At 70.0% G+C, this 22,141-nt stretch carries 25 protein-coding genes; 12 read left to right on the top strand and 13 right to left on the bottom strand.

Annotation, left to right across the window (positions count from 1 at the left end):
* The gene (locus tag JT689_RS10470; RefSeq protein ID WP_010903680.1) at nt 1–786 is read left to right on the top strand and encodes a hypothetical protein; all 786 of its coding nucleotides are present in this window, start codon (nt 1–3) and stop codon (nt 784–786) included.
* A gap of 4 nt (nt 787–790) precedes the next feature.
* Here JT689_RS10470 and ppcA read toward each other — a convergent pair whose 3' ends face one another.
* On the bottom strand, nt 791–2,269 hold the full coding sequence (ppcA, locus tag JT689_RS10465) for a phosphoenolpyruvate carboxylase (RefSeq protein WP_010903679.1): 1,479 nt from the start codon (nt 2,267–2,269) through the stop codon (nt 791–793).
* A 203-nt stretch (nt 2,270–2,472) separates the two neighbouring features.
* Between ppcA and JT689_RS10460 the strand changes: the two genes are divergently transcribed.
* Complete coding sequence (locus JT689_RS10460) at nt 2,473–3,507, top strand: sodium:calcium antiporter (protein ID WP_010903678.1); 1,035 nt, start codon at nt 2,473–2,475, stop codon at nt 3,505–3,507.
* A gap of 78 nt (nt 3,508–3,585) precedes the next feature.
* Nucleotides 3,586–4,329 (top strand): DNA polymerase sliding clamp, encoded by a 744-nt coding sequence (locus JT689_RS10455; protein ID WP_010903677.1) that lies wholly within the window; start codon nt 3,586–3,588, stop codon nt 4,327–4,329.
* Nucleotides 4,330–4,398: 69 nt separating this feature from the next.
* On the opposite strand, the gene JT689_RS10450 is transcribed toward JT689_RS10455, so the two are convergent.
* Complete coding sequence (locus JT689_RS10450; RefSeq protein ID WP_012289470.1) at nt 4,399–4,989, bottom strand: protein sorting system archaetidylserine decarboxylase; 591 nt, start codon at nt 4,987–4,989, stop codon at nt 4,399–4,401.
* 85 nt (nt 4,990–5,074) lie between these two features.
* Between JT689_RS10450 and priL the strand changes: the two genes are divergently transcribed.
* Nucleotides 5,075–6,157 carry a DNA primase regulatory subunit PriL gene (gene priL, locus JT689_RS10445; RefSeq protein WP_205251163.1) on the top strand — a complete coding sequence of 361 codons (1,083 nt, stop codon included), beginning with the start codon at nt 5,075–5,077 and terminating at the stop codon, nt 6,155–6,157.
* On the opposite strand, the gene JT689_RS10440 is transcribed toward priL, so the two are convergent.
* The 5 genes from JT689_RS10440 to JT689_RS10420 all read right to left on the bottom strand — a co-directional run bounded on the left by JT689_RS10440 (nt 6,154) and on the right by JT689_RS10420 (nt 10,182).
* Nucleotides 6,154–6,357, bottom strand: a complete 204-nt coding sequence (locus JT689_RS10440; RefSeq protein ID WP_010903674.1) for a hypothetical protein — start codon at nt 6,355–6,357, stop codon at nt 6,154–6,156. The two genes, priL and JT689_RS10440, sit on opposite strands and share 4 nt — an antisense overlap.
* A gap of 63 nt (nt 6,358–6,420) precedes the next feature.
* Complete coding sequence (gene hjc / locus JT689_RS10435) at nt 6,421–6,846, bottom strand: Holliday junction resolvase Hjc (RefSeq protein ID WP_205251162.1); 426 nt, start codon at nt 6,844–6,846, stop codon at nt 6,421–6,423.
* Between the two features lie 104 nt (nt 6,847–6,950).
* Nucleotides 6,951–8,234 carry an adenosylhomocysteinase gene (locus JT689_RS10430; protein WP_010903672.1) on the bottom strand — a complete coding sequence of 428 codons (1,284 nt, stop codon included), beginning with the start codon at nt 8,232–8,234 and terminating at the stop codon, nt 6,951–6,953.
* Between the two features lie 80 nt (nt 8,235–8,314).
* The gene (locus tag JT689_RS10425) at nt 8,315–9,610 is read right to left on the bottom strand and encodes an amidohydrolase (protein WP_205251161.1); all 1,296 of its coding nucleotides are present in this window, start codon (nt 9,608–9,610) and stop codon (nt 8,315–8,317) included.
* Entirely contained in the window at nt 9,607–10,182 is a 576-nt protein-coding gene (locus JT689_RS10420) for a hypothetical protein (RefSeq protein WP_010903670.1), read from the bottom strand. The genes JT689_RS10425 and JT689_RS10420 overlap by 4 nt, the downstream gene beginning before the upstream one ends.
* A gap of 88 nt (nt 10,183–10,270) precedes the next feature.
* Here JT689_RS10420 and hisG point away from each other — a divergent pair, with 88 nt between their 5' ends.
* Nucleotides 10,271–11,119, top strand: coding sequence for an ATP phosphoribosyltransferase (gene hisG, locus JT689_RS10415; protein WP_136361584.1), 849 nt, complete (start codon nt 10,271–10,273; stop codon nt 11,117–11,119).
* A 2-nt stretch (nt 11,120–11,121) separates the two neighbouring features.
* Here the strand turns inward: hisG and JT689_RS10410 are convergent, their stop codons facing one another.
* From JT689_RS10410 to JT689_RS10400, 3 genes are all read right to left on the bottom strand, one after another.
* Nucleotides 11,122–11,490 carry a hypothetical protein gene (locus tag JT689_RS10410; RefSeq protein WP_227970889.1) on the bottom strand — a complete coding sequence of 123 codons (369 nt, stop codon included), beginning with the start codon at nt 11,488–11,490 and terminating at the stop codon, nt 11,122–11,124.
* A gap of 61 nt (nt 11,491–11,551) precedes the next feature.
* On the bottom strand, nt 11,552–11,917 hold the full coding sequence (locus JT689_RS10405; RefSeq protein WP_205251160.1) for a hypothetical protein: 366 nt from the start codon (nt 11,915–11,917) through the stop codon (nt 11,552–11,554).
* 6 nt (nt 11,918–11,923) lie between these two features.
* The gene (locus JT689_RS10400; protein ID WP_010903666.1) at nt 11,924–12,484 is read right to left on the bottom strand and encodes a TATA-box-binding protein; all 561 of its coding nucleotides are present in this window, start codon (nt 12,482–12,484) and stop codon (nt 11,924–11,926) included.
* A 114-nt stretch (nt 12,485–12,598) separates the two neighbouring features.
* Between JT689_RS10400 and JT689_RS10395 the strand changes: the two genes are divergently transcribed.
* Nucleotides 12,599–13,567: a TIGR01177 family methyltransferase gene (locus tag JT689_RS10395; RefSeq protein WP_205251159.1), complete on the top strand. Its 969-nt coding sequence runs from the start codon at nt 12,599–12,601 to the stop codon at nt 13,565–13,567.
* On the opposite strand, the gene JT689_RS10390 is transcribed toward JT689_RS10395, so the two are convergent.
* Nucleotides 13,568–13,918 carry a hypothetical protein gene (locus JT689_RS10390; RefSeq protein ID WP_205251158.1) on the bottom strand — a complete coding sequence of 117 codons (351 nt, stop codon included), beginning with the start codon at nt 13,916–13,918 and terminating at the stop codon, nt 13,568–13,570.
* Between the two features lie 31 nt (nt 13,919–13,949).
* Nucleotides 13,950–14,954, bottom strand: coding sequence for an AAA family ATPase (locus tag JT689_RS10385; protein WP_205251157.1), 1,005 nt, complete (start codon nt 14,952–14,954; stop codon nt 13,950–13,952).
* 102 nt (nt 14,955–15,056) lie between these two features.
* Between JT689_RS10385 and rnz the strand changes: the two genes are divergently transcribed.
* The 3 genes from rnz (at nt 15,057) to JT689_RS10370 (ending at nt 19,046) form a co-directional block, all read left to right on the top strand.
* Entirely contained in the window at nt 15,057–15,983 is a 927-nt protein-coding gene (rnz, locus tag JT689_RS10380) for a ribonuclease Z (RefSeq protein WP_205251156.1), read from the top strand.
* 45 nt (nt 15,984–16,028) lie between these two features.
* Complete coding sequence (locus tag JT689_RS10375; RefSeq protein WP_205251155.1) at nt 16,029–17,996, top strand: DUF460 domain-containing protein; 1,968 nt, start codon at nt 16,029–16,031, stop codon at nt 17,994–17,996.
* Nucleotides 17,997–18,062: 66 nt separating this feature from the next.
* A complete protein-coding gene (locus tag JT689_RS10370) occupies nt 18,063–19,046 on the top strand; it encodes a tyrosine--tRNA ligase (protein WP_205251154.1) in 984 nt (327 codons plus the stop codon).
* 141 nt (nt 19,047–19,187) lie between these two features.
* Here the strand turns inward: JT689_RS10370 and JT689_RS10365 are convergent, their stop codons facing one another.
* Nucleotides 19,188–19,367 (bottom strand): hypothetical protein, encoded by a 180-nt coding sequence (locus tag JT689_RS10365; protein WP_012289467.1) that lies wholly within the window; start codon nt 19,365–19,367, stop codon nt 19,188–19,190.
* Nucleotides 19,368–19,465: 98 nt separating this feature from the next.
* Between JT689_RS10365 and eif1A the strand changes: the two genes are divergently transcribed.
* The 3 genes from eif1A to JT689_RS10350 all read left to right on the top strand — a co-directional run bounded on the left by eif1A (nt 19,466) and on the right by JT689_RS10350 (nt 22,064).
* Nucleotides 19,466–19,753 carry a translation initiation factor eIF-1A gene (gene eif1A, locus JT689_RS10360; RefSeq protein ID WP_010903658.1) on the top strand — a complete coding sequence of 96 codons (288 nt, stop codon included), beginning with the start codon at nt 19,466–19,468 and terminating at the stop codon, nt 19,751–19,753.
* Between the two features lie 16 nt (nt 19,754–19,769).
* Nucleotides 19,770–20,705, top strand: a complete 936-nt coding sequence (rio1, locus tag JT689_RS10355; RefSeq protein WP_012289466.1) for a serine/threonine-protein kinase Rio1 — start codon at nt 19,770–19,772, stop codon at nt 20,703–20,705.
* 216 nt (nt 20,706–20,921) lie between these two features.
* A complete protein-coding gene (locus JT689_RS10350) occupies nt 20,922–22,064 on the top strand; it encodes a tryptophan--tRNA ligase (RefSeq protein WP_205251153.1) in 1,143 nt (380 codons plus the stop codon).
* Nucleotides 22,065–22,141: the final 77 nt, after the last annotated feature.

Genomic DNA, 22,141 nt, shown 5'->3' with positions numbered 1-22,141 from the left:
ATGCGCACCACCGACGGCGGCTTCCGCGCCGAGGCGGTCACCGCGCTGGCGGCCCGTGACTACCACCACGCCAGCGATGCGTACGCTCGCGCGGGCTGGCGGGTGCTGTCAGCGCCCCGCAACGACCCCGACGTTGCACCGTTCGACCCCGGAGAGAAAGGATGGGTTGGCTCGGGGCTGGCGCACCTCGCAGCCAGCACCGCGGCCGCCCGGGTTGCCGGCACGCCCGCCCGGGCGACCGACCGCGCCGTCCACGGCGTCGCGGCCGCCCGCGACCTCCGGCGCGCGTACGCCGACACCCATCCCGCGCGGGCGGCGTGCTTCGACGAGTTCATCGCTGACTTCCACGCGCTCGGCGGCCTGGACGGCGTCGGCGACGCCTACGAGGACGCCGCCGCCGCCCACCGCGAGGCCGCCGGATCGGTTGCGTCCCCGCAAGCGCTCGCGACGACGCCGCTGTTCGAGGCCGCAGCCGTCCCCGTCAAGCAGCTCGCCCGCGGGCAGGCCGACGGCGAGATCGCGGTGTCCTGGGACGACCTCCACGGCGGGGACCCCGGCGACCCGGGGGCGTTTCTCGCACACCGCGCGACGTACAAACGCCAGCGCCTCCCCGGGCTCGTCGAGGCGGCGGTCGACGACGGCCACCTCGCCGCGCCACGGGGGACAACCGAGTACGCCACCGACCACCACGAGTGCCCGGCGTGTGGCTCCCGCCACGTCAACTGGGTCGCCGACAGCACCCTCTGTCTGGTGTGCTCGCGGCCCACCGAGCCCACCAACGAGTAGCCGCTCACCCGAGGAACTGTCGCTCACGCGCCCCCCGCCGGATCGCCGACCGCAGGGCGTCGTCGTCGCCGCGCTGGAGGGCGTCGATGGCGTCGTCGGTGGCGGCGCGGTGCTCGCTGTTCGGGGTGACGTCCACGCGCTCGACGGCGGCCGCCAGCGTGTCGTCGTCGAGGTCGAGCACGTCCGTACACCGTGGGTTGAAATACCGCGCGGCGTCCGCGAGGTGGTCGAAGTACGCCGGGAACGCCTCGCGCACGAACGCCGCGTCGTCGTCGGTGAGCGCGTGCGCGCCCAGCAGCGTCGGCGGGCAGCCCACCGCGTACAGCGACGCCGTGTAGCCGATGGCCCGCGGGAGCGCGTTCTCCCCGACCTCGCGGGCGTAGCCGAACAGCCCGACGTGGAGCTTGCGGGCGCGCCGGTCGGGCACGTACGACGACAGCCGGTTGACCGTCCCCGCGATGGCGTCCACCTGGTCGGCGTACGCGTCCGCGGTCCGGTCGATGACGGCCAGCGCGCGCGCCTCGTCGATGGGGAACGGGGGCGCACCCAGGTCCGCGTCACGGAGCGTGGCGACCCCGTCGCGGACCGTCTCCACGGGATAGTCGTATTTGAACGCCGACTGCACGGTGAACGTCTCCACCTCGCTGTAGGCGTCGGCGGTCGCGGCCGCGCGCTCCGGGGTGAGGTTCCCGCGGAACGGCGCCGACCCCGCGCCCAGGATCGGGTGGACGTCGACGCCGGTGGCTTCGCTCATCTCGTAGAGGCGCTGCAGAGCGACCTTGTTGATGAGGTCGGCGGCCAGACAGCCGTAGTTCAACGCGGGGTCCGAGCGCGCGAGAAACACCCGGACGGCGTCCTGGTCGTGGGCGGTCGCGTACTCGCGGACGATGTCGTCGGCCGCCAGCATCGCCTCCCGCTCCTCGATCAACGGGATGACCGTGATCGACGCCGGATCGAACTCCCCCACCCACTCCTCGACCGTTCTGCCGTCCCAGACCGCCTCGTCGGCCTTCCCGGTCACGAACCGCTCGTAATACTCGTGGACGGCGTTGAGCTGGTCGGCGTCGGTCACCATCGGCACGATGACCTCGAAGATCGGCGCGGTCGTCTCCAGCCCGTACTCGCCGGCGAAGCGCCGCGCGGCGTCGAACGACCGCGGGATGCTCTCCAGGATCTCCAGCAGGATCTTCGCCTCGGACCCCTCCACGTCGGGGTTCGGGCCGCGAACGGTCAGCCGCACGTCCGTCCCCAACTGGTGGTCCGCGAAGAACTCGTCGTACCGCGAGAGCAGCTTCTTGACGGCGTACTCGTCGCCCTCCTTGCCCTCGAAGTCCCACATCTGTTCGTCGCAGCCCAGATGCGAGTACACGTAGTAGGCCTCCTGTATTTCGTCCTCGCCCTCGATCACGTCGCCGGCGGTGAAGAACGGGAGTGTGGCGTTGTCCGGATGTTGCGTGCTCATCAGTCGCGGCACGTCGACCATGTGACGTGGTACGTGACCGCACCCCAAAAAACCGGCCGGCAATTCAGCTGTGTTCACGCCCGCTCACAGCAACCGAAACCAGTTTCCACCTCGTTGCCGTCGCCGCCGACACGCGTGCTCACCCACCACCGGACGCCCACGCCCCCGGTCGCCACCGCCCCTCCAACCGCAGCCGCTAGGACACCCCTGCGGGGGAGTCCGTGATGGGGGCGGCGTCTGCTCTTGTCGGCTCCACCCCCGGCCACGTCGCGGTCGTCGTCGTCGCCACCCTGCTGATCTGGGCCGGCAGCTCGTGGCTCGAAGCCGCCGCCGAACAGCTGTCGGCGCATTACGGACTGCCCGCCGTCGTGCAGGGGTCGATCGTCGTCGCCATCGGCTCCAGCTTCCCGGAGCTGCTGAGCGTGCTCGTCACCGCCCTCGACGGCTCGTTCGGACTGGGTGTCGGCGCCATCGTCGGGTCGGCGATCTTCAACATCCTCGTGGTGCCCGGGCTGGCCGGCATCACCACCACCCAGCCGCTGGACGCCACCCGGACGGTCGTCTACAAGGAAGCCCAGTTCTACATGCTGGCGGTTTCCACGCTGCTGCTCACGTTCGCGCTGGCAGTCATCTACGCCCCCATCCCGGGTGGTGACCCGCTCGACGGCGCTGTCACGCGCCCGCTGGCGCTCGTCCCGCTGCTCCTCTACGGGCTGTACCTGTTCATCCAGTGGCAGGACGTGGGCGACCACGACCCCACCACGGACACCACTGACGTGGACGTGCCCCGGGCATGGGCGCGCCTCGCGGCCGGGCTGGCCGCCATCTCGGTGGCCGTCGAACTGCTTGTCGGCGCGGTCACGGGACTGGCAGCCACGTTCGACATCCCGTCGTTTCTCGCCGGCGTGACCATTCTGGCCGCCGCCACCAGCCTCCCGGACGCGCTGGTGAGCGTTCGGGCCGCGCGCAGCGGCCACGGCGTCACCAGCCTCGGGAACGTCCTCGGGTCGAACACGTTCGATCTCCTGGTTGCGATCCCGATCGGCGTCCTCATCGCCGGGCGCGCCCCCGTGTCGTTCGCCGTCGCAGCCCCCCTGATGGGTGTGCTCACGCTCGCCACTGTCCTGCTGTTCACCGTGCTCCGCACGGGGCTGTCGCTCACCGACGCCGAGTCGTACGCCCTCCTCGTTGCATACCTCGGCTTCGTGGCCTGGATCATCGGGGAAACACTCGGGGTCGTCGGGCTGATTCGGGTGTGATCGCCGCCAATGCCGGCGCCCACGCGCGCGCCCGTAGCGGGGGCTTTTTACGGGCGGCTTGCGTAGCCGTCTGCAATAATGTTCAAGGCGATAGTAAGCGCCGACACGCTCCAGGAGACACTCGACTCCGTGAGCGTGCTGGTGGACGAGTGCAAGATCCACCTCGACGACGACACCCTCTCCATTCGCGCAGTCGACCCCGCCAGCGTCGGCATGGTCGACCTCGATCTCGCCGCCACTGCGTTCGAATCCTATGAAGCCGACGGCGGCCTCATCGGCGTCAATCTCTCCCGGCTGGAGGACATCGCGGGCATGGCCGACGCCGGCCAGCTCATCCAACTGGAACTCGACGAGGAAACCCGCAAGCTCCACATCCAGATCGACGGCCTCGAATACACGCTTGCGCTCATCGACCCCGACTCGATCCGCCAGGAACCGGACATCCCGGACCTCGATCTGCCCGCGCACGTCGCCATCGAAGGCCGCGACATCGACCGCGCGGTCACCGCCGCCGACATGGTCTCCGACCACATCGCGCTCGGCGTCGACACCGGCGACGACCTGTTCTACGTCAACGCCGAAGGCGACACCGACGACGTCCACCTCGAACTCGCGCCCGACCAGCTCATCGACCTCGACGCCGGCGACGCCCACAGCCTGTTCAGCCTCGACTACCTCAAGGACATGAACAAGGCCATCCCGACGACCGCGGAGGTCGAACTCGAACTCGGCGACGAGTTCCCCATCAAGCTGCACTTCGACATCGCCGACGCACAAGGCCACGTCACGTACATGCTGGCCCCGCGCATCCAGTCCAACTGACGCCACCGCCCGCTCCGTTTCTGATCGCGTCCGGACCCGTCCAGCCGCCGGCTCGTGCCCTCCGAGCGGTCACCGGGCCAGGACTGTCTCGCCGGCCCGCACCGTCTGCCCGGACTCCACGACGACGTCCCCGCGGTCGTACGCCGGCGGAAGCACCACGTCGGCGCGACTCCCGAACGAGATGTGGCCGAGGCGGTCGCCACGCGCGAGGTCCTCACCCGCCTCGACGTAGGGATGGATGCGTCGGGCGAACGCGCCCGCGATGAGCACCACCGTCCACTCCGCCGTCTCGATACGGACGCGCTCGTTGTGCGCGGACTCCTTGCTGAACGCGGGCCGGTGGCCGCCCGGCTCGTGGACGACGCTCTCGACGCGCCCCGCCACCGGCACGCGGTTCACGTGGACGTTGTGTACGTTCATGAACACGCCCACGCGAACCCGTCCGTCGTCGCGCGTTCGGATCACCGACACCGTGCCGTCGGCGGGCACAACCACGCCCGCGCCGTTCGGGCTGCGATCCGGGTCGCGATGGAACCACACCACGAACGCGGCCAGCGCGACGCCGACGACGCCCCACGGCGACGACGCCGCGAGAGCCGCCACACCGACGACTGCGGGCGGCAGGGCGTACTTCCACGTCCAGGGGCCGCGCGCAAGCACACTCGACGCGTCGGGGGCAAGGCGTGTGAGCGTGTCGGTCCAAGCCGGGGTGCTTATCGGCGTCCGCTCGCAAACACGGGCCAGCATGAACGCCCGCCACGCCCGCTATCCCTTCCTGGGGGACGCCCGCGACGCCGTCGAGGAAGCTGGCGTGGACCTCGCTCGCGTCGTTACCGAGGACGACGCCGTCGTCGAGCGCGCCCGCGAGCGCGTCGTCAGCGCGCTCACGGACGGCACGATCGGCGAGCCGGCCGCCACGGTCAGCACCCGCGTCGAAGTGCTGTCCTATCCGGTCGCCCGCGTGCTGGTGTCCATCGTCGACGAATCCGTGCTCGTGCGCAAGTACGCCACGGCCGAAGCCGACGCGGCCTACGACCGGTTCACCGCCGACGAGTCCACCGACACCGACCTGAAAAGCGTCTCCGACACCACACGCGTCTCCCGTGACACGCTCCTCAGTGAGTTCGATCTCAGGACACACGTTCACGCCACACCGGACGCCCACACGGTGGACGTGCCGACGTACCTGTTGCTCGCGTCATCGCTTCGCGACGACGACTGGCGGCTGGTCAACCGCGCGCTCGACGACGGTCGCGTGCCGGTCACCGACGCCGAGCTCGACACCCTCATCCGGGAAGCCATCCGCGAACGCGTCGCGGACGGCCTGCCCCTCTCGGTCCCCGACCAGATCGCCGACGCCCTCGACGAGCCGGTGGCCGCCATCCAGGACGCCCTCGCGGACCTGGATCTCACCCGCGAGATCGACACCGTCGTGCCGGAGCTGTTCCCGCCGTGCATGAAACACCTCCTCGACCAGGTGCAACGCGGCGACCACCTCCCACACCACGCCCGCTTTGCCATCACGTCGTTCCTCTCGAACGTCGGGCTGTCGACGGACGAGATCGTGGACATCTACGAGGTCAATCCCGGGTTCGGCGAGGAGATGACGCGCTACCAGACCGACCACATTCAGGGCGACTCAAGCCCCACCGAGTACACCGCGCCGTCGTGTGCGACGATGAAAGCCTACGGGAACTGCGTGAACCCCGACGACCTCTGTGACGCCATCAACCACCCGCTGTCCTACTACGAGGTGAAACTCGACGACGGCGACGACGACGACCTCGCCGACTGGCGGGACCGCGAGGACGACGACAGCCCCGATTAGCCCTGCTTGCCCGACATCCAGTAGCCGATCCCCGCCATCAACAGGATGAAAATGACTATCGCAGCGACCACTGCGTACCCGGACGTGGCTCCGAACCCGCCGGCTCCCACCGACACTGCGGCGACGAGCACAGCGATGAAAACAAGCACCGCGAGGACGGCGATGCCGGCCTCCACGCGGGCGTCGAGCGCGTCTGACATGGCTTGCGATTCCACGGGCCACTGGAAAAGCGCTTCGAAGCAGCCGACGTCCGACCGAGGACGCTAGTAGTCGTCGAGGCCGGTCCGCTCGGGGCCGCCGGCGAGCGTCTCCAACTCGGTGCCGTCGGCCAGCGCGGTCTGCTTTTTGACGCGGTAGCTCCCCGCGTCGGTGGTGTGGAGGTCCGCCGGGTGGAAGAAATACCAGTTCTCCCGGTCGAAGCGCGCGCCGATGCGTGGCTTCGCGCCGAAGTTCCGCGCGAAGTACACCAGTGACTCCACCTCCTCGCCGTCCAGGTAGATGGGGTCGCCCGCCGAGGATTTCGCCTCGATGGCGTAGAACTCCTCGCCGTTGCCCGCCAGCACGTCGGGGAGGTCGCGCTTGGTCGCCGCCCCCGACGCCGGCGCGCGCATCACGGCGAACCCCGTCTCGTCGAGCGCGTTCACGAGCTCGCGCTCGCGCCGGTTGCCCTTGGCGTTGGAGTTAGCCATGGTGGATGCCCCCGTGCACGCCAGCGCCCTGCGTCGCGATCATGCGCCACGGTAGGCCGCCGGCCGGTTAGTGCGTTGTGCCACAGTCCGGTGGCGCTGCCGGCTTACGTGCCGTGCTGCCAGGAGTCCATGTACTCCGCCTGATCGTCGGTGAGGGCGTCGTACTCGACGCCCTCGGCCGCCAGCTTGATCTCCGCGATCTCGATGTCTAGCTCGTCGGGCACGTTGTGGACGCCGGCCGCGTACTCCTCGCGGTTCGCCACGAGTTCGCGCACGCAGACCGCCTGCACGCCGAAGCTCTGATCCATCACGCCGACGGGGTGGCCCAACCCGATGGGCGACGCGAGGTTGACCAGGCGGCCCTCCGCCAGCACGTTCAGGCGGCGGCCGTCGGCCAGCTCGTACTCGCGGACGCCCTCGCGGGCCTCGCGCTCGGAGACGGCGAGCTCCGAGAGGTGATCGAGGTTGACCTCCACGTCGAAGTGGCCGGCGTTGGCCAGCACCACGCCGTCGTCCATGCGCTCGAAGTGCGCTCGCGTGATGACGTTCTTGTTCCCGGTCGTGGTGAGGAACACGTCACCGACCTCGGCCGCCTCGGCCATCGGCATCACGTCGTAGCCCTCCATGTGCGCCTCCAGGGCGCGCCGCGGCTCGACCTCGGTCACGATGACGTTCGCGTTCTGGCCGGCGGCCTTCTTCGCGACGCCGCGGCCGCAGTCCCCGTAGCCCGCGACGACGACGTCCTTGCCCGCCCACGAGAGGTTCGTGGTCATGGCGATGTTCGCCAGCGCGGACTCCCCGGTGCCGTGGACGTTGTCGAACAGCCGCTTCATCGGGGTGTCGTTCACCGCGAACACGGGATACTCCAGGGCGTCGTCGTCGTCCATCGCGCGCAGCCGGTGGACGCCCGTGGTGGTCTCCTCGGTGCCGCCGATGATGGTGTCGATGAGCTCGGGGTGGTCCTCGTGTACACGGAACACGAGGTCGCCGCCGTCGTCGACCGTGACCGTCGGCTCGTGGGCCAGCACGGCGTCGATGGCGTCGTAGTACGCCTCCCCCTCCGCGCCGCGCTCGGCGTACGAGGTGATCGACTCGTGGGCGTCGAGCGCCGCGCTCACGCCGTCGTGTGTCGACAACGGGTTGCAGCCCGTGATCGCGATCTCGGCCCCGGCGTCGGCCATCGTCTCGACCAGCGCCGCCGTCTTGGCCTCGACGTGCATCGCCATCCCGATGGTTTCGCCGGCCAGCGGCTGGTTGGCGTCGAACTCCTCGCGGAGCGCGGACAGGATCGGCATATGCTCGAACGCCCAATCGATCTTCGCGCGCCCCGTCTCGCGCGCCGACTCGGGATCATCGAGCCGGCTGCTGATCGCCGGTGCAGTTGTCATACCAGAACCCACGGGCACCGACCTCAAAACGCTACCGGAGCCGCCACACGCGTCCCCGTGGCACCACCAGGCACGCCGCGCTACTCGCCGGCGCGCGCTGCCAGCTCGCTCGCGCGCTGTGCGGCCTGCTCCCGCACCGCGGCCTCGTCGAACGGCAGCACCTCCCGGTCCCGCATCAGGACCGCGCCGTCACAGATCGTGTGCCGCACGTCCTGGCCGGTCGCCGCGTACGCCAGATGCGAGACGTGATCGTGGACCGGTGTGAGGTGTGGCGCGTCGAAATCCACGACCGCGAGGTCCGCGTTGGCGCCCACTTCGATGCGCCCCGAGTCGAACCCCAGGGCGGCCGCCCCGCCCGCGGTCGCCATCTCGACGGCCGCCCGGGCCGGCACGGCGTCGGCCGCGCCGGTCTGTAGCTTCCCCAGCATCGCCGCGTCCCGCAGCTCGTCGAACACGTCGAGGTCGTTGTTCGACGCCGCCCCGTCCGTCCCGAGCGCAACGGTCACGCCGGCCTCCCGCATCGCCTGGACGGGCGCCATCCCGGACGCCAGCTTCATGTTCGACGCCGGGCAGTGCACGACGCTTGCCCCCGACTCCGCGAGCAACTCGATCTCGCCGGCCGTGGTGTGCACGCCGTGCGCCAGGAAGTCATCCTCCGCAAGCAGCCCCACGTCGGCGGCGTACTCCAGGGGACGGCTGCCGTGCTCGTCGACGATCGGCTCGACCTCCTGCTCGGTCTCGTTGGCGTGGAAATGCACCGGCACGTCGGCCTCACGGGCCGCCGCGACGAACTCGCGGAGATACTCCTCGCCGACCGTCGTGAGGCTGTGGGGCATGTACGCGCTCGTGATGCGGCCGTCGGCGGCGTCGTTGAACTCGCGGGCGACCGACAGCGCCTCCTCGTTGTCCGCGACCGCGTCGGCGTCGTCCTTCCCGACGGTGACCACGCCGTGGCCCACCCGCGCACGCAGCCCCGCCTCGGTGATCGCGTCGACCACCTCCGGCACCTCGAAGTACATGTCCGCGAACGCCGTCGTGCCCGCGCGGATCATCTCCACGAGCCCGAGCCGGGCCCCCGCGCGGATGTCGCCGTCCGCCAACTCCGCCTCCGCCGGCCAGATGTCCTCCTGGAGCCACGCGTCCAGTTGCTTGTCGTCGGCGTACCCGCGCAGCAGCGTCATCGCCACGTGACAGTGGGCGTTCACCAGCCCCGGCATCACCAGACAGCCCGCCGCGTCCACCGTCTCGTCGCCCGCGGGCGTGTCCCCGACCGCGATGATCTCCCCGGCGTCCCGATCAACCAGCACGTCGCCGTCGCTCACGGTGAAGTCAGGATGCAGTACCGCGCCGCCGGCAACCCGCAGCGTGTCGCTCATATCGCGTGTTCGCCCGACCCGGGCGAAAAGCTGTCGGGACGCGACGACTCCCAGGCGGCCGCCGCGATGCTCGCGGTCTGGCCCACGCCCACGGCCCCGATGCCCGCCAGCACGAGCCACCCCGACGCCGCCGACAGCGGTGCCGCAAGCCCCACCACCGTCACCGCACCGCCAGCCACCGACGCCATGGCCGCGCCGAGGTAGACCCGCGCCAGCCCCGGGGCCGGCGTTCGGCGCGCGGTCACGGCCAGCGCCCGCACGGGGAGCAACATCCACCCGACCACGGTCGCCGCGCGCAACACGCCGCCCGGCACGGCGGGCACCCGGAACGACGCCACGCCGAGCAGCGTCACGCCGACGCCCGCAACGATGACGCCGCGCCACGCCCGCAGCGCGCCCGCGTCCATCTCCGTCCAGGACACCGCCCCGAACGCAACCAGCAGCCCCACGATCACGACGTGGGCGACGAACAGCGCGTGCGACCCGACGTATCCGAGGTGGGCGGCAGCGGTGAACCCCCACGCCAGCGGTACCAACCCGACGGGCGCGTACTCCCGGGTCCGATCTAGCATACCCTCCGGTGGGACGCCCGCGTGCTTCAAACCCCGCCCCGCCGCCGCCACCCAAAGCTAGTTCCGCACCCCCGGTGAACCGGCTGGCATGCGCATCGCCGTTCCGAACAAGGGACGCCTCCACGACCCGACCCTGGCGCTGCTCGACCGCGCCGGCATCGGCGTCGAAGACGGCGCCGACCGCCAACTGTACGCCGACACCGTCGACCCGGCGCTCACGGTGCTGTACGCGCGCGCCGCCGACATCCCCGAGTACGTCGCCGACGGCGCGGCGGACGCGGGGATCACGGGCCACGACCAACTCCGGGAGTCCGGCGTCGACTGCGTCGAGGAGCGCCTCGATCTCAACTACGGGTCGTGCCGACTGGTGCTTGCCGCCCCCGAGGACGGCGACGTCACCGCCCCCGCCGACCTCGACGGGGCGACCGTCGCCACCGAGTTCCCGACGATCACCCGCGCGTACTTCGCGGACACCACCGCCACCCCGGAGATCGTGGAGGTGACCGGCGCGACCGAACTCACGCCCCACGTCGAGATGGCCGACGCCATCGTCGACATCACGTCCACGGGCACGACGCTCCGCGTCAACCGCCTCCAGGTCGTCGACGAGGTGTTGTCGTCGTCAGTGCGGCTGTTCGCCCACGAGGACGTCCACGACGACCCCAAAGTCCAGCAGGTCGAAACCGCGCTCCGATCCGTGCTCGACGCCCACGGGAAGCGCTACGTGATGCTGAACGCGCCCGCCGACCGCCTCGACGACGTGAAGGCAGTGCTGCCGGGGCTTGGCGGCCCGACGGTGCTCGATGTCGACGAACCGGGGACGGTTGCGGTGCACGCCGTCGTCCCCGAGCGCGACGTCTTCGAGGCGATCTCGGAGCTCAAAGCCGTCGGCGCGTCCGGCATCCTCGTCACCGAAATCGAACGCCTCGTGGACTGACCTCACTCCTCCGCGCCGGCCACCTGGCGGGTCGCGCGGACCACGAGTCGGACCGCCGTCCCGCCGGCGGGGTAGGCCATCGTGCCCACGACGCCCGCGGCCGCAAGCCCGATCGCCGCGATCCGCATCTCCCCGATGGTGGTCGTGGCCAGCGAAACGGCGGCCCCGCCGGCCGGCGCGAGCCACCGGTCGGCAAGCGACGCTGGCCGACCCAGCATGTAGTAGGCCGCCAGCGACACCACGGCACCGAGGCCGAACACCGCAGCAACGTCCGGCCCCGGCCGGTGGACGTAGGTGGCGGCGTACGCGAGCACCGCCGCGCCAAGCGCCATCACGCTGGCGCGCAGTGCGCGCTGGTCGTACTCGTCCATGCGCGTCACTGCACGGCCCATGGGTAAAAATCGCGGTGCGCGTTCTCTCCGGCTGCGACCGTCAGCCGGGCGCCGTCGACAACACCGCCAGCAGGTTCGCAACCAGCAACACCACCGCCAGCGACACGGTGTAATGCATCACCACGACGAACACCGTCGTCCGGTAGCGAACCCGGTATACGGCGCGCACGGCGGCAGCGTCGGCAGCCAGCCCGACGGCGACGATGAGCAGCGGGTTGAACCGCACGAGCACGAGCGTCACCACGGCCGGCGCGACGCCGACGAGGAAGCCACGCTTCCAGGGGACCTCCCCGAGGATGTACGTCGCGGCCGCGTGGGCCGTGAACCCGAACAGCAGCCAGCCACCGACGAACGTGGCGAGATACTGCAGCGGCGTGCCCGCGACCGGTTCGACGGTCGCCACCATGCCCGCCTAGTCGAGGAGCCCCAGCTCCTCGAGCCGGGACGTGATCTTGTCGACGGCGTGCTCGGCGTCCTTTGGCTCTTTGCCGCCGGTGATGACGAGCTTCCCGGAGCCGAACAGCAGCGCCACGACCTCGGGGTCGTCGAGACGGTAGACGAGCCCGGGGAACTGCTCGGGCTCGTACTCGATGTTCTCGAGGCCCAGCCCGATGGCGATGGCGTTGAGGTTCAGCTGGCGGCCGAGGTCAGCGGACGTGACGATGTTCTGGACGACGATCTCGGGGTCGTCTTCGACCTTGATCGAGAGCTCGCGGAGCTTGTCGAAGACGATGCGGAGGCTCTCGTGTACGTCGTCGGTTGATTTCGCGCCCGTGCAGACGATCTTGCCCGAGCGGAAGATGAGTGCGGCGCTTTTCGGGTCCTGCGTGCGGTAGACCAGGCCGGGGAACTGCTCGGGGTCGTAGTCAGCGCCCTCGAGGTCCATCGCCACGCTCTGGAGATCGAGCTCCTGCCCGATGCCGGTGGAGGCGACCACGTTTTCAATGTTGATGGTTTCCTTGGGGTCGGTCATCGTTCGACTTAAACCACGTATTTAACCTTTATAAAGATTGGTAGTCCGGGGAGTGGTGCCTCAAATACCCAGCGTCACCGGCAGCCTGATTGCCGGCGGGCGTCCAGGTCGTGCGTGTTCGTGCTCGAACTCGGCGGGGACGACGCCGACGCGTTCGCCGCCGCCGAAGCCCGCACTGCAGCCCCCGACGCCACCGTGGTCGCGCCCGGTGTCGCCACCGCCAGCAGCCTCGACACCGACGCGCTAGCCGGGTTAGCGTACACGCACCGCGCCGCCGACCACCTCACAACCGCCGCCGCCACCGTCCCCGCGGCCGTCGCCGCGCTCCGGGACGCGCCCCTCGACCGCACGGGGTCGGTCGCCGTGCGCGCCCGCGACGTGCGCCACACGACCGGCGTGGACACCCAGCGCGCCGAACGCGACCTCGGCGCCGTCCTCGTGGACGCCGGCTTCGACGTGGACCTCGACGCCCCCGACCACGAACTGCGCGCGCTGTTCACCGCCGACGACTGCTTTCTGGGGTGGCACGTCGCCGACTCCGTCCGCGACTACGGCACCCGCAAACCCACCGACCGCCCGTTCTTCCAGCCGGGCAGCATGGACCCGCTGTTGGCGCGCGCGGCCTGCAACCTCGCCCGCGTCACCCCCGGCGACCGCGTCCTCGATCCGATGTGTGGCACCGGCGGCGTGCTCATCGAAGCCGGGCTGCTCGGCGCACACCCCATCGGCACGGACGCCCAGGCGAAAATGGCGGCAGGCGCGCGCCGCAACCTCACCCACTACGTCGATGACGCCACCACGGGGCGTGCCGACGCCACCGCGCTGCCGTTGCCCTCCGACAGCATCGACGCCGCCGTCCTCGACGCCCCCTACGGCCGCCAGTCGAAGATCGCCACCCACGACCTCGCCGACCTGGTCGGGGGGGCACTCGACGAGCTCGCCCGCGTCACCGCCGGCCGGTGCGTGCTCGTCGCCGACCGCGACTGGCGCGCCGAAGCCACCGCCGCGGGCTGGACCGTCGACGCACGCTTCCAGCGCCGCGTCCACCGGTCGCTCGTCCGCCACATCCTCGTGTTGGTGTAGTCACGACCGGTAGTGGTCGACGAGCCCGACGACCGCCAGCGACCCGATGACCGCGATCAGTGCCCACACCCGGTTGGCACCGACCGGGCGGACGTTCAGGGCGGCCATCACCGCCGACGCCAGCAGGTATCCGAACAGGCTGGTGAACCAGACGGTCGCGTACTCGACCGGCGCTCGCCCGACAGCCACCCACCATCCGATCACGAAGCCGGGTGCGAGCTGCGCCACCGTCTCCCACCACGGCGTCGCCGGGCCGGTCACCACCCACAGCACCAGCGACGCGGGCAGCGACACCATCAACATCGACCCGACAACGATGCCGGCGCGTTCGAAGTACTCCGCAAGCTCCATGCTCTGACCGAACCCGCATCCCGATAAAAGCCTACCGGCCAAGCTCCGCGAGCAGCCGCCCGAGCTGCACGCGGTCGCTGGTGCCCCGCGTGAGATCGAACTCCACGTCGCCCGCAAGCGCGTACAGCTCCGCCACGTCGTCGCCGGAATACCGCGAGCGCGCGACCTCCAGCAGGTCATCGAGCACCTCGCCGCCGCTCATCCCCTCGTCCACCAGCAGGTCGTCCAGCGTCGACCGTGCGTCGGTGAACGCGCCGGCCTCGGCGTCGTCGAGCATCGACTCCACGGCGGCGTCGCTGCCGACGTCCTGCAGCGCCTCGTAGGCGGCGTTCATCGTCACCTCGCCCTCCTGCTCGGCGGTCGTCTGCGCGCCCAACACGGCCTCCCGGAGGTCGCCCTCCGCGTACCCCGCGACGAACTCCAGGCCGTCCGGCTCGTAGTCGACGCCCTCGGCGGCCACGATCTCCCGGAGCACGTCGACGACCTCGTCGTCGGTCGGCGCGCGCACTGAGACGGGGAAACACCGCGAGTGAATCGGCGGGATCAGCTTCGACGGCTGGCGGGTCGCGATGATGAACTGCGTGGCCTCGTGGTGGCGCTCCATCACCCGCCGCAGCGCCTGCTGGAAGTCCTCCCGGATGGCCTCGGCGTTGTCCAGCAGGATGGTGTTGTAGCCGCCCGAAACCGGCGAGTAGCTCGCGGTCTCTTTCAGGACGTGGTTCACGAGGTCGGCCTTCGAGGAGTTCCGGCGGCGCTTGGCGTCGATGAACGACGCGAACCGGGGGTCCTCGCTGATCTCCGTTTTCGTCATCCCGAAGACGTCCGCGACGTTCACCTCCACGAGATCCGTCTCCGGATCGTCGTGGGCGGCCGCTGCGAGCGCGCGAACGGCGGCGGTCTTCCCCGCGCCCGACGGCCCGTACATCACGAGGTTCACGGGTTCGTCGACGGCGTCCCGGAGCCGGTCGCGCACGCTCGCCTGCGGGAGGTCGGCCAGCGACGGCGCGTGCTCGTCGATCCACAGCGGCTCGTCCATTGCTACCCGCTGCTACCCGCCACGGCACAAAGAAAGGGCCGGTCGCCGGCGCGCCTCCACCGCATCGGTGAGGTTTTGCGCGCGGCCCGCCCAGGTTCGGGCATGACTCTGGAGGTCACCTTCCTCGGGACGAGTGGCGCCGTCCCCACGACCGAACGCAACCCCAGTTCCGTGTTCGTGCGCCGCAACGGCGACGCGTTCCTCTTCGACGCCGGCGAAGCCACGCAGCGCCAGATGATGCGGTACAAGACCGGGTTTGGGGTTTCCGACGTGTTCATCACGCACGGCCACGGCGACCACGTCTTCGGGCTGCCGGGGCTCGTTCACACCTGGGACTTCAACGACCGCACGGACTCCCTGACGATCCACGTGCCACGCGGCCTGCGCGGCGACATCGAGGACCTCGTGTTCTCGGCCGGCGGCGACGTCGGCTATCCGGTCCGGATCACCGAGGCCACCCCCGGCGCGGTCGTGCGCTCCCACGACGACTACGAGGTGCGGGCGTTCGAGACGGCGCACAGCACCGCCTCCGTCGGGTACGCGCTCGTGGAGGACGACCGGACGGGTCGCTTCGACCGGGCGCGCGCCGAGGAACTCGGCGTCCCGGTCGGCCCCAAGTTCTCCACGCTCCACGACGGCCAGCCGGTCGAACTCGACGACGGCACCGTTGTCAGCCCCGAGCAGGTCGTGGGCGACCCGCGGCCGGGCCGCACACTCGTCTACACGGGCGACACCCGGCCCCACGACCCCGTGGTGTCGGCCGCCGAAGACGCGGACCTCCTGATCCACGACGCGACGTTCGCCAACGACGCCAGCGAGCGCGCCGCCGAGACGGGCCACTCGACGGCCGGCGAGGCCGCGGACGTAGCGACGGAGGCGGGCGCGAAGGCGCTCGCGCTCACGCACGTCTCCTCGCGGTATGCGGGCGACGCCAGCGAAATCAGTGCGGGCGCGTCGGGCTTCGACGGGGAGGCGTTCGTCGCCCACGACGGCCTGACCCACGAAATCCCGTTCCCGGACGCCGACTGACCGCGCCGCCGTGCACTTATGCGTGCTCACGTCGTACGTTCGGGCGTGAGTACACGCACGAGCGCCCTCGACGCTCTCGTGTTCGGCGTCGACGTGCAAAGCGGTGACGTGCGCGGTGACGCACCCTCCTACGCGCTTGTGAGCTTTGACGGCGAGACCGTCGAGCGCGACGTTGTCACGCGCCGGAAGCTGTTGCGGTTGGTGGCCGACCGCGAGCCCGCCATCGTCGCCACCGACAACATGTACGAGCTCGCCGCCGACAAGGACCAACTCGTTCACCTGCTGCGGCGGCTGCCCGACTCCACCACGCTCGTGCAGGTGACCGGCGACGAACGCCCCGAACCCCTCTCCAGGGTGGCCAAACGCCACGGCGTCCCGTACGGCAAACCCGCGATGGAGGAAGCGGAGGCCGCCGCCCGACTGGCCGCCCACAACGTCGGCTACGAGGTGTCGGCGTTCACCGACGAAACCGAGCTCAAGGTCGCCCGTGGGCGGTCCACGGGTGGCGGTGGTGGCTGGAGCGCGGATCGCTTCACGCGGCGCATCCACGGCTCGGTCAAGCGGGAAACCCGCACCGTCGAATCAACGCTCGACGACGCCGGTCTCGACTACGACCGGGAGGTCACCGAGAAGTACGGCGGCTACGCCAACGCCGTGTTCACGGTGCAGGCCCGCCCCGAGAACATCCCCGTGAGCGAGCACCGCGCCGGCGACACCCGGGTGGAAGTCGAGCCCGTGCGCCGCGACGGCATCGAGTTCCGGCCGCTGGCGCGCCGCCGGGACCGCGTGCTCGTTGGCATCGACCCGGGGACCACGACGGCCGTCGCGCTCGTCGGGCTGGACGGCCACGTGCTCGACGTGATGAGCACGCGCACCGCCGACACCGGCGATGTCATCGAGTGGATCATCGAGCACGGCCGCCCGGCGCTGGTGGCCGCCGACGTCACGCCGATGCCCGACACCGTCGAGAAGATCGCGGCCAGCTTCGACGCACCGACGTGGGACCCGGACACCGACCTCCCGGTCGACGAGAAACAACACCGCACCCGCGAGGAGGGCTACGACGACGACCACCAGCGGGACGCGATGGCGGCCGCGCTGTACGCCTACGACCACTACCGAGAAACCATCGAGCGCGCCACCCGGGAGACGCCGCCGACCCTCGACGAGGGCGACGTGGCAGCGCGGGTGCTCGACGGGGAACCCCTTCAGGCCGTCCTTTCGGACCTCGAAGAGACCGACGACCCCGAACCCGACGAGCCCACCCACGACCCCCGCGAGCTCACCGACGACGAGCGCCGCATCAAAGACCTCGAAGCCCAGGTCGAGCGCCTGCAGGCCCACGTCTCCGATCTCGACGCCGAACTCGACGCGAAAGACGCCACGATCGAGGAGTACGAGGACGAGCTCTCGGAGGCCCGCCGCGAGGAACGCCAGGAAGCCCGCGAGCGCCGCGAAGTCACCCAACTGGAGTGGGAGAACGACCGCCTGGAGACCGAACTGGAGGAGCAACGGGAGCGCGCGGACGAACTCGAAGCCAAACTGGAGCGCCTGAAAGACCTCTGGAAGCTCGACCACTCGAACCTCGGCGACGTCGGCGGCGAGGGCCGCGATCTCGTCGCCGTCAAGCCCGTCGACCAGTTCACGGTCGACGCCATCGAGACGGCCGACGACGAGTACGGCATCGCCAGCGGCGATGTCGTCTACCTCCGCGACGCCTCCGGCGCGGGCCGCCGCACTGCCGAACTCCTCGCCGGCTTCGACCCCCGCGTCGTCCTGCGGTCGGGCGGCCTCTCTGACGCCGCCGACGAGGTGCTGTTCGACCACGAGATTCCCGTCGGCCCCGCCGACGGCGTCACCATCCGCGAAGTCGACGAACTCGCCATCGCCAACGAGTCCGAAGTCGAGGCCGTAATCGAGGACTGGGCGCAGCGCAAAGAAGAGCGCGAACGCGAACAGAAGGAGACGATGGTCGACTCCATCATCAGCGAGCACCGCGCGGACCGGGGGTGAGGCGGCCGCTTCGCCGACGCGTGGCCGACCGCACCGCTTAACCCCGCGGCCCGAGTCTCCGAGCGTATGAACGCGTACGAGCGCATCACTCGGAACACGGCGGAGGTCGTGACCGAGGAGGAGGTGCGGGAACTGGCCGAGGACCCCGAGGGCAAGCGGGTGTACGTCGGCTACGAGCCCTCCGGCGTGCTCCACCTCGGACACCTGCTGACGGCGAACAAGCTGATGGACCTCCAGGACGCGGGGATGGAGGTCGTGGTGCTGCTGGCGGACGTCCACGCCTACCTCAACGACAAGGGGAGCTTCGAGGAGATCCGGGCGACCGCCGACCAGATGAAAGCACAGTTCCTCGCGTACGGCCTCGACGAGGATCAGACCGAGTTCGTCCTCGGGTCGTCGTTCCAGCTCGACGAGGACTACGAACTCGACCTGCACGCGATGCAGGTCGAGACCTCCCTGAAGCGCGCTCAGCGCGCGATGGCCGAGATTCAGAGCGGGGAGACGCCGAAGGTCAGCCACGTCGTCTACCCGCTGATGCAGGCGTTGGACATCGAGTACCTCGATTTGGACCTCGCCATCGGCGGGATGGACCAGCGGAAGGTCCACATGCTCGCTCGCGAGGAACTGCCGAGCGTCGGTTACGAGAAGCGCCCGGTGTTGCACACGCCCATCATCGGTGACCTCGGGACTGGCGACGGGAAGATGTCCTCCAGCGAGGGCGTCACCATCTCGATGGAGGATTCCACGGCGGACATCGAGGAGAAGGTCACCGGGGCGTTCTGCCCCCAGACCCGCGACCCCGAGGGCGAGACGGTCAACCCGGTGCTGGAGCTGTTCCAGTACCACGTCTTCCCGCGGTTCGACGAGGTCGTCGTACAGCGCCCCGACGAGTACGGCGGCGACCTCGTCTACGAGTCCTACGAGGACCTCGCCGACGACCTGGAGTCGGGGGAGCTCCACCCGGCGGACGCGAAGGGCGCGCTCGCCGCCGCCCTGGACGAACTCATCGAGCCAGGGCGGCAGCGGCTCCGAGAGATCCGCGGCGAGTAACGACGCCACCGGGGATGCCGAGACGGCGCTCCGCGTGGCGCTGGACGAGCACGGCAAGGTGGCCGGGACGGAGCGGGTCGCCGACAACTACCTTCGCGTCCTGCCGCGGGCCTGCGTTCCCGCTGCGTGTTGTGGACGCGATTACGCCATCCCGAACACGCCCATGACGGACTGGATGGCGCCACGGGCGACGAGCGCGAGGCCGACGAGGACAGCCGTGAGGCCAGCGGCGACGACCGGCGCTTTCCACGCGACGACGGCGACGCCGACGACCATCAACACCAGTCCGAAGACTCCCGACAGCCCGAGTTTGTCGAACATATCGCAGGCACGCTCAGCGGCCGTAGTAAGCCTGCTGGTCGGCGGTCGAGTGCCGTGGAGTGGTGGGGTTTAAACAGTTCGCTGTTCAACCGCGGCGTATGAGCGACGACGGCGGCGGACGCAAGAACTTGCGAATGCCCGAGGACGACGAGGTGTTCGCGGAGGTCACGGACATGCTCGGCGCGAACCGCGTGCAGGTGCGGTGTGCGGACGGCGAGGAGCGGACGGCGCGCATCCCCGGCCGGATGCAAAAGCGCATCTGGATCCGCGAGGACGACATCGTGCTCGTGGAGCCCTGGGACTGGCAGGACGACAAGGCCGACGTGACGTGGCGCTACGAGAAAAGCGACGCCGACCAGCTCCGCGAGGAAGGGCACATCGAATGATTGCGGTGGGCCGGCAGTGACCGACGACGAGTACGGATTGACCGAGGAGACGGCGGGCGCGCCCGGCGACGAGTTCGAGGAAATCGACGTCAGGGACACGGAAGCCGACAAGATCGCGCGCACGAAAGACCGCGAGTTCGCGGAGTTCCGCAAGCGCCTGAAGGACACCGAGCAGTTCAAGCTCGACGACGGGGCGTTCGACGACGCGACGTACGCGGCCATCTACAAGCTCGTCGAGGACGACCACGTGGGCGCGATGGGCGGCCCCATTTCCACGGGCAAGGAGGCCAACGTCTACGAGGCGTTGGACGCCGAGGGCGGCGACGTGGCGCTGAAAGTCTACCGAATCAACGCGTCGAACTTCCAGCAGATGCGGGCGTACCTGGAGGGCGACCCGCGCTTCGAGGGGTTGCGCGGCGACAAGAAGGCGGTCGTGCTGTCCTGGACGCGCAAGGAGTTCTCGAACCTGCGCCGCGCGAAGGCGGCCGGCGTGCGGGTGCCGGCGCCGCTGGCGGTCCAGCGCAACGTGCTGGTGATGGAGCTCATCGGCCGCGAGGGCGACGCCGCGCCGACGCTCAGCGACGTGGACATCGAGAACCCCCAGATGGCCTACGAGGTCGTCCGCGAGTACGTGCGCCGGCTGTACGACGCCGGCCTCGTGCACGGCGACCTCTCGGAGTACAACGTTGTGGTCTACGAGGGCGAACTGGTCGTCATCGACGTGGGCCAGGCGGTGACCATTCACCACCCCAACAGCGCGACCTTCCTCGAACGGGACTGCCGGAACGTCGCGAACTTCTTCGCGCGGCAGGGCGCGGACGCCGACCCCGACGACCTGCTGTCGTACGTCCACGAGCACGCGACCCCGCGCGCCGAGGCGGACACGGCGGCGGGCGACCGCGACGGCACCGAGGGGAGTCTCGACCGGGGCAGCGACGCCGACGACGCCTGAACGGACCGGACAGAAACTGTTTTGAACGTGGTCGCCGCACTCACGCGTATGCAGTCTGCTCCCTGTGGCTGGCGCTGGCGCGTCCGGGGAGCGGACAGTTTCGCCGCCGCGGCCTGACGGGCGTCACCCGCCCGGGTCGGGGGCGTGGCTCACTCCGGTCCCGCCGTTCTCCCGTACTGCGCGTCGACCACCAGCCACGCACCCACACCAACACACATGACAGCCGACGGAAACGACGTGACGCCGTACGCCGTCGAGAGCGACGACCTCGACTACGAGAAACTGCTCGCTCGCTTCGGCGCCGACGAACTGACCGACGACCAGCGCGCCCGGTTCCCCGACCACCCACTGGTGAACCGGGGGCTGTTCTACGCCGGCCGGGACGTCGACGACTTCCTGACGGCCGGTAAACAGTCCATCGTCACCGGCGTCGGGCCGTCGGGGCCGATGCACCTCGGACACGCAATGGTGTTCTACTTCGCGAGACGCCTGCAGGACGAGTTCGGCGCCCGGGTCTACGTTCCGCTCTCCGACGACGAGAAGTACTGGTTCAAAGACCAGACGCCCGCGGAGACGGGCGACTATCTGCGAGCGAACCTCCGTGACCTGCTCGCGGTCGGGTTCGACCCCGAGTTGACGCGCATCGTCGTCGACACGCGGGACGCGGACGTGCTCTACCCGCTGGCGACCGCGTTCGCGGGGGACGTGCGGCACGCGACGCTCCAGAACGTCTACGGCGAGCCGGACAACGTCGGGCAGGCGTTCTACCCGGCCGTCCAGACCGCCCACCTCCTGCTCCCGCAGCTCGTCCACGGCGAACACGAGACGCTGGTCCCCATCGCCGTCGACCAGGACCCCCACGTGCGGGTGAGCCGGGATGTCGCTGCGAAAGCCCGCTACCCGGTCCGGAAGCCCGGGGCGCTCCTGATGCAGTTCCTGCCGTCGCTGGCGGGCCCCGGGAAGATGAGCAGCTCGGCGGGCGTCTCGATTCGTCTCACAGACAGCCCCGACACGGTCCGCGAGAAGGTTCGCACGCACGCCTACACCGGCGGCCGCGCGAGCGTCGAGGAACACCGGGCGAAGGGCGGCGTCCCCGCGGAGGACGTGCCCTTCCAGTACCTCTCGGCGTTCTTCGAGCCCGACGACGCCGAACTCGCGCGCATCGAGCGCGAGTACCGGGCCGGGAACCTGCTCTCCGGGGAGTTGAAAGACCTCGCCGCCGACCGCATCACCGAGTTCCTCGCGGCCCACCAGCGGCGGCGCGCGGCACTCGGCGATGTCACCGAGGCACTCGACGCGTTCCGGCTCACCGACGACGAGCGCCAGCGCGCCCGCGACGCGGTCGGGTTCGGGTACTGACAGAACCGAACTTCTGTCCCGAACCGGACAGAACCATCATTCTGGAATCACTTATGTCGACATCCGGCCTGTGACAG

It is taken from the genome of Halobacterium sp. GSL-19, assembly GCF_016917855.1.
GTDB lineage: Archaea > Halobacteriota > Halobacteria > Halobacteriales > Halobacteriaceae > Halobacterium > Halobacterium salinarum.
The sequence above is the reverse complement of the archived record's forward strand: the minus strand, read 5'-3'. Positions and strand labels throughout refer to the sequence as shown.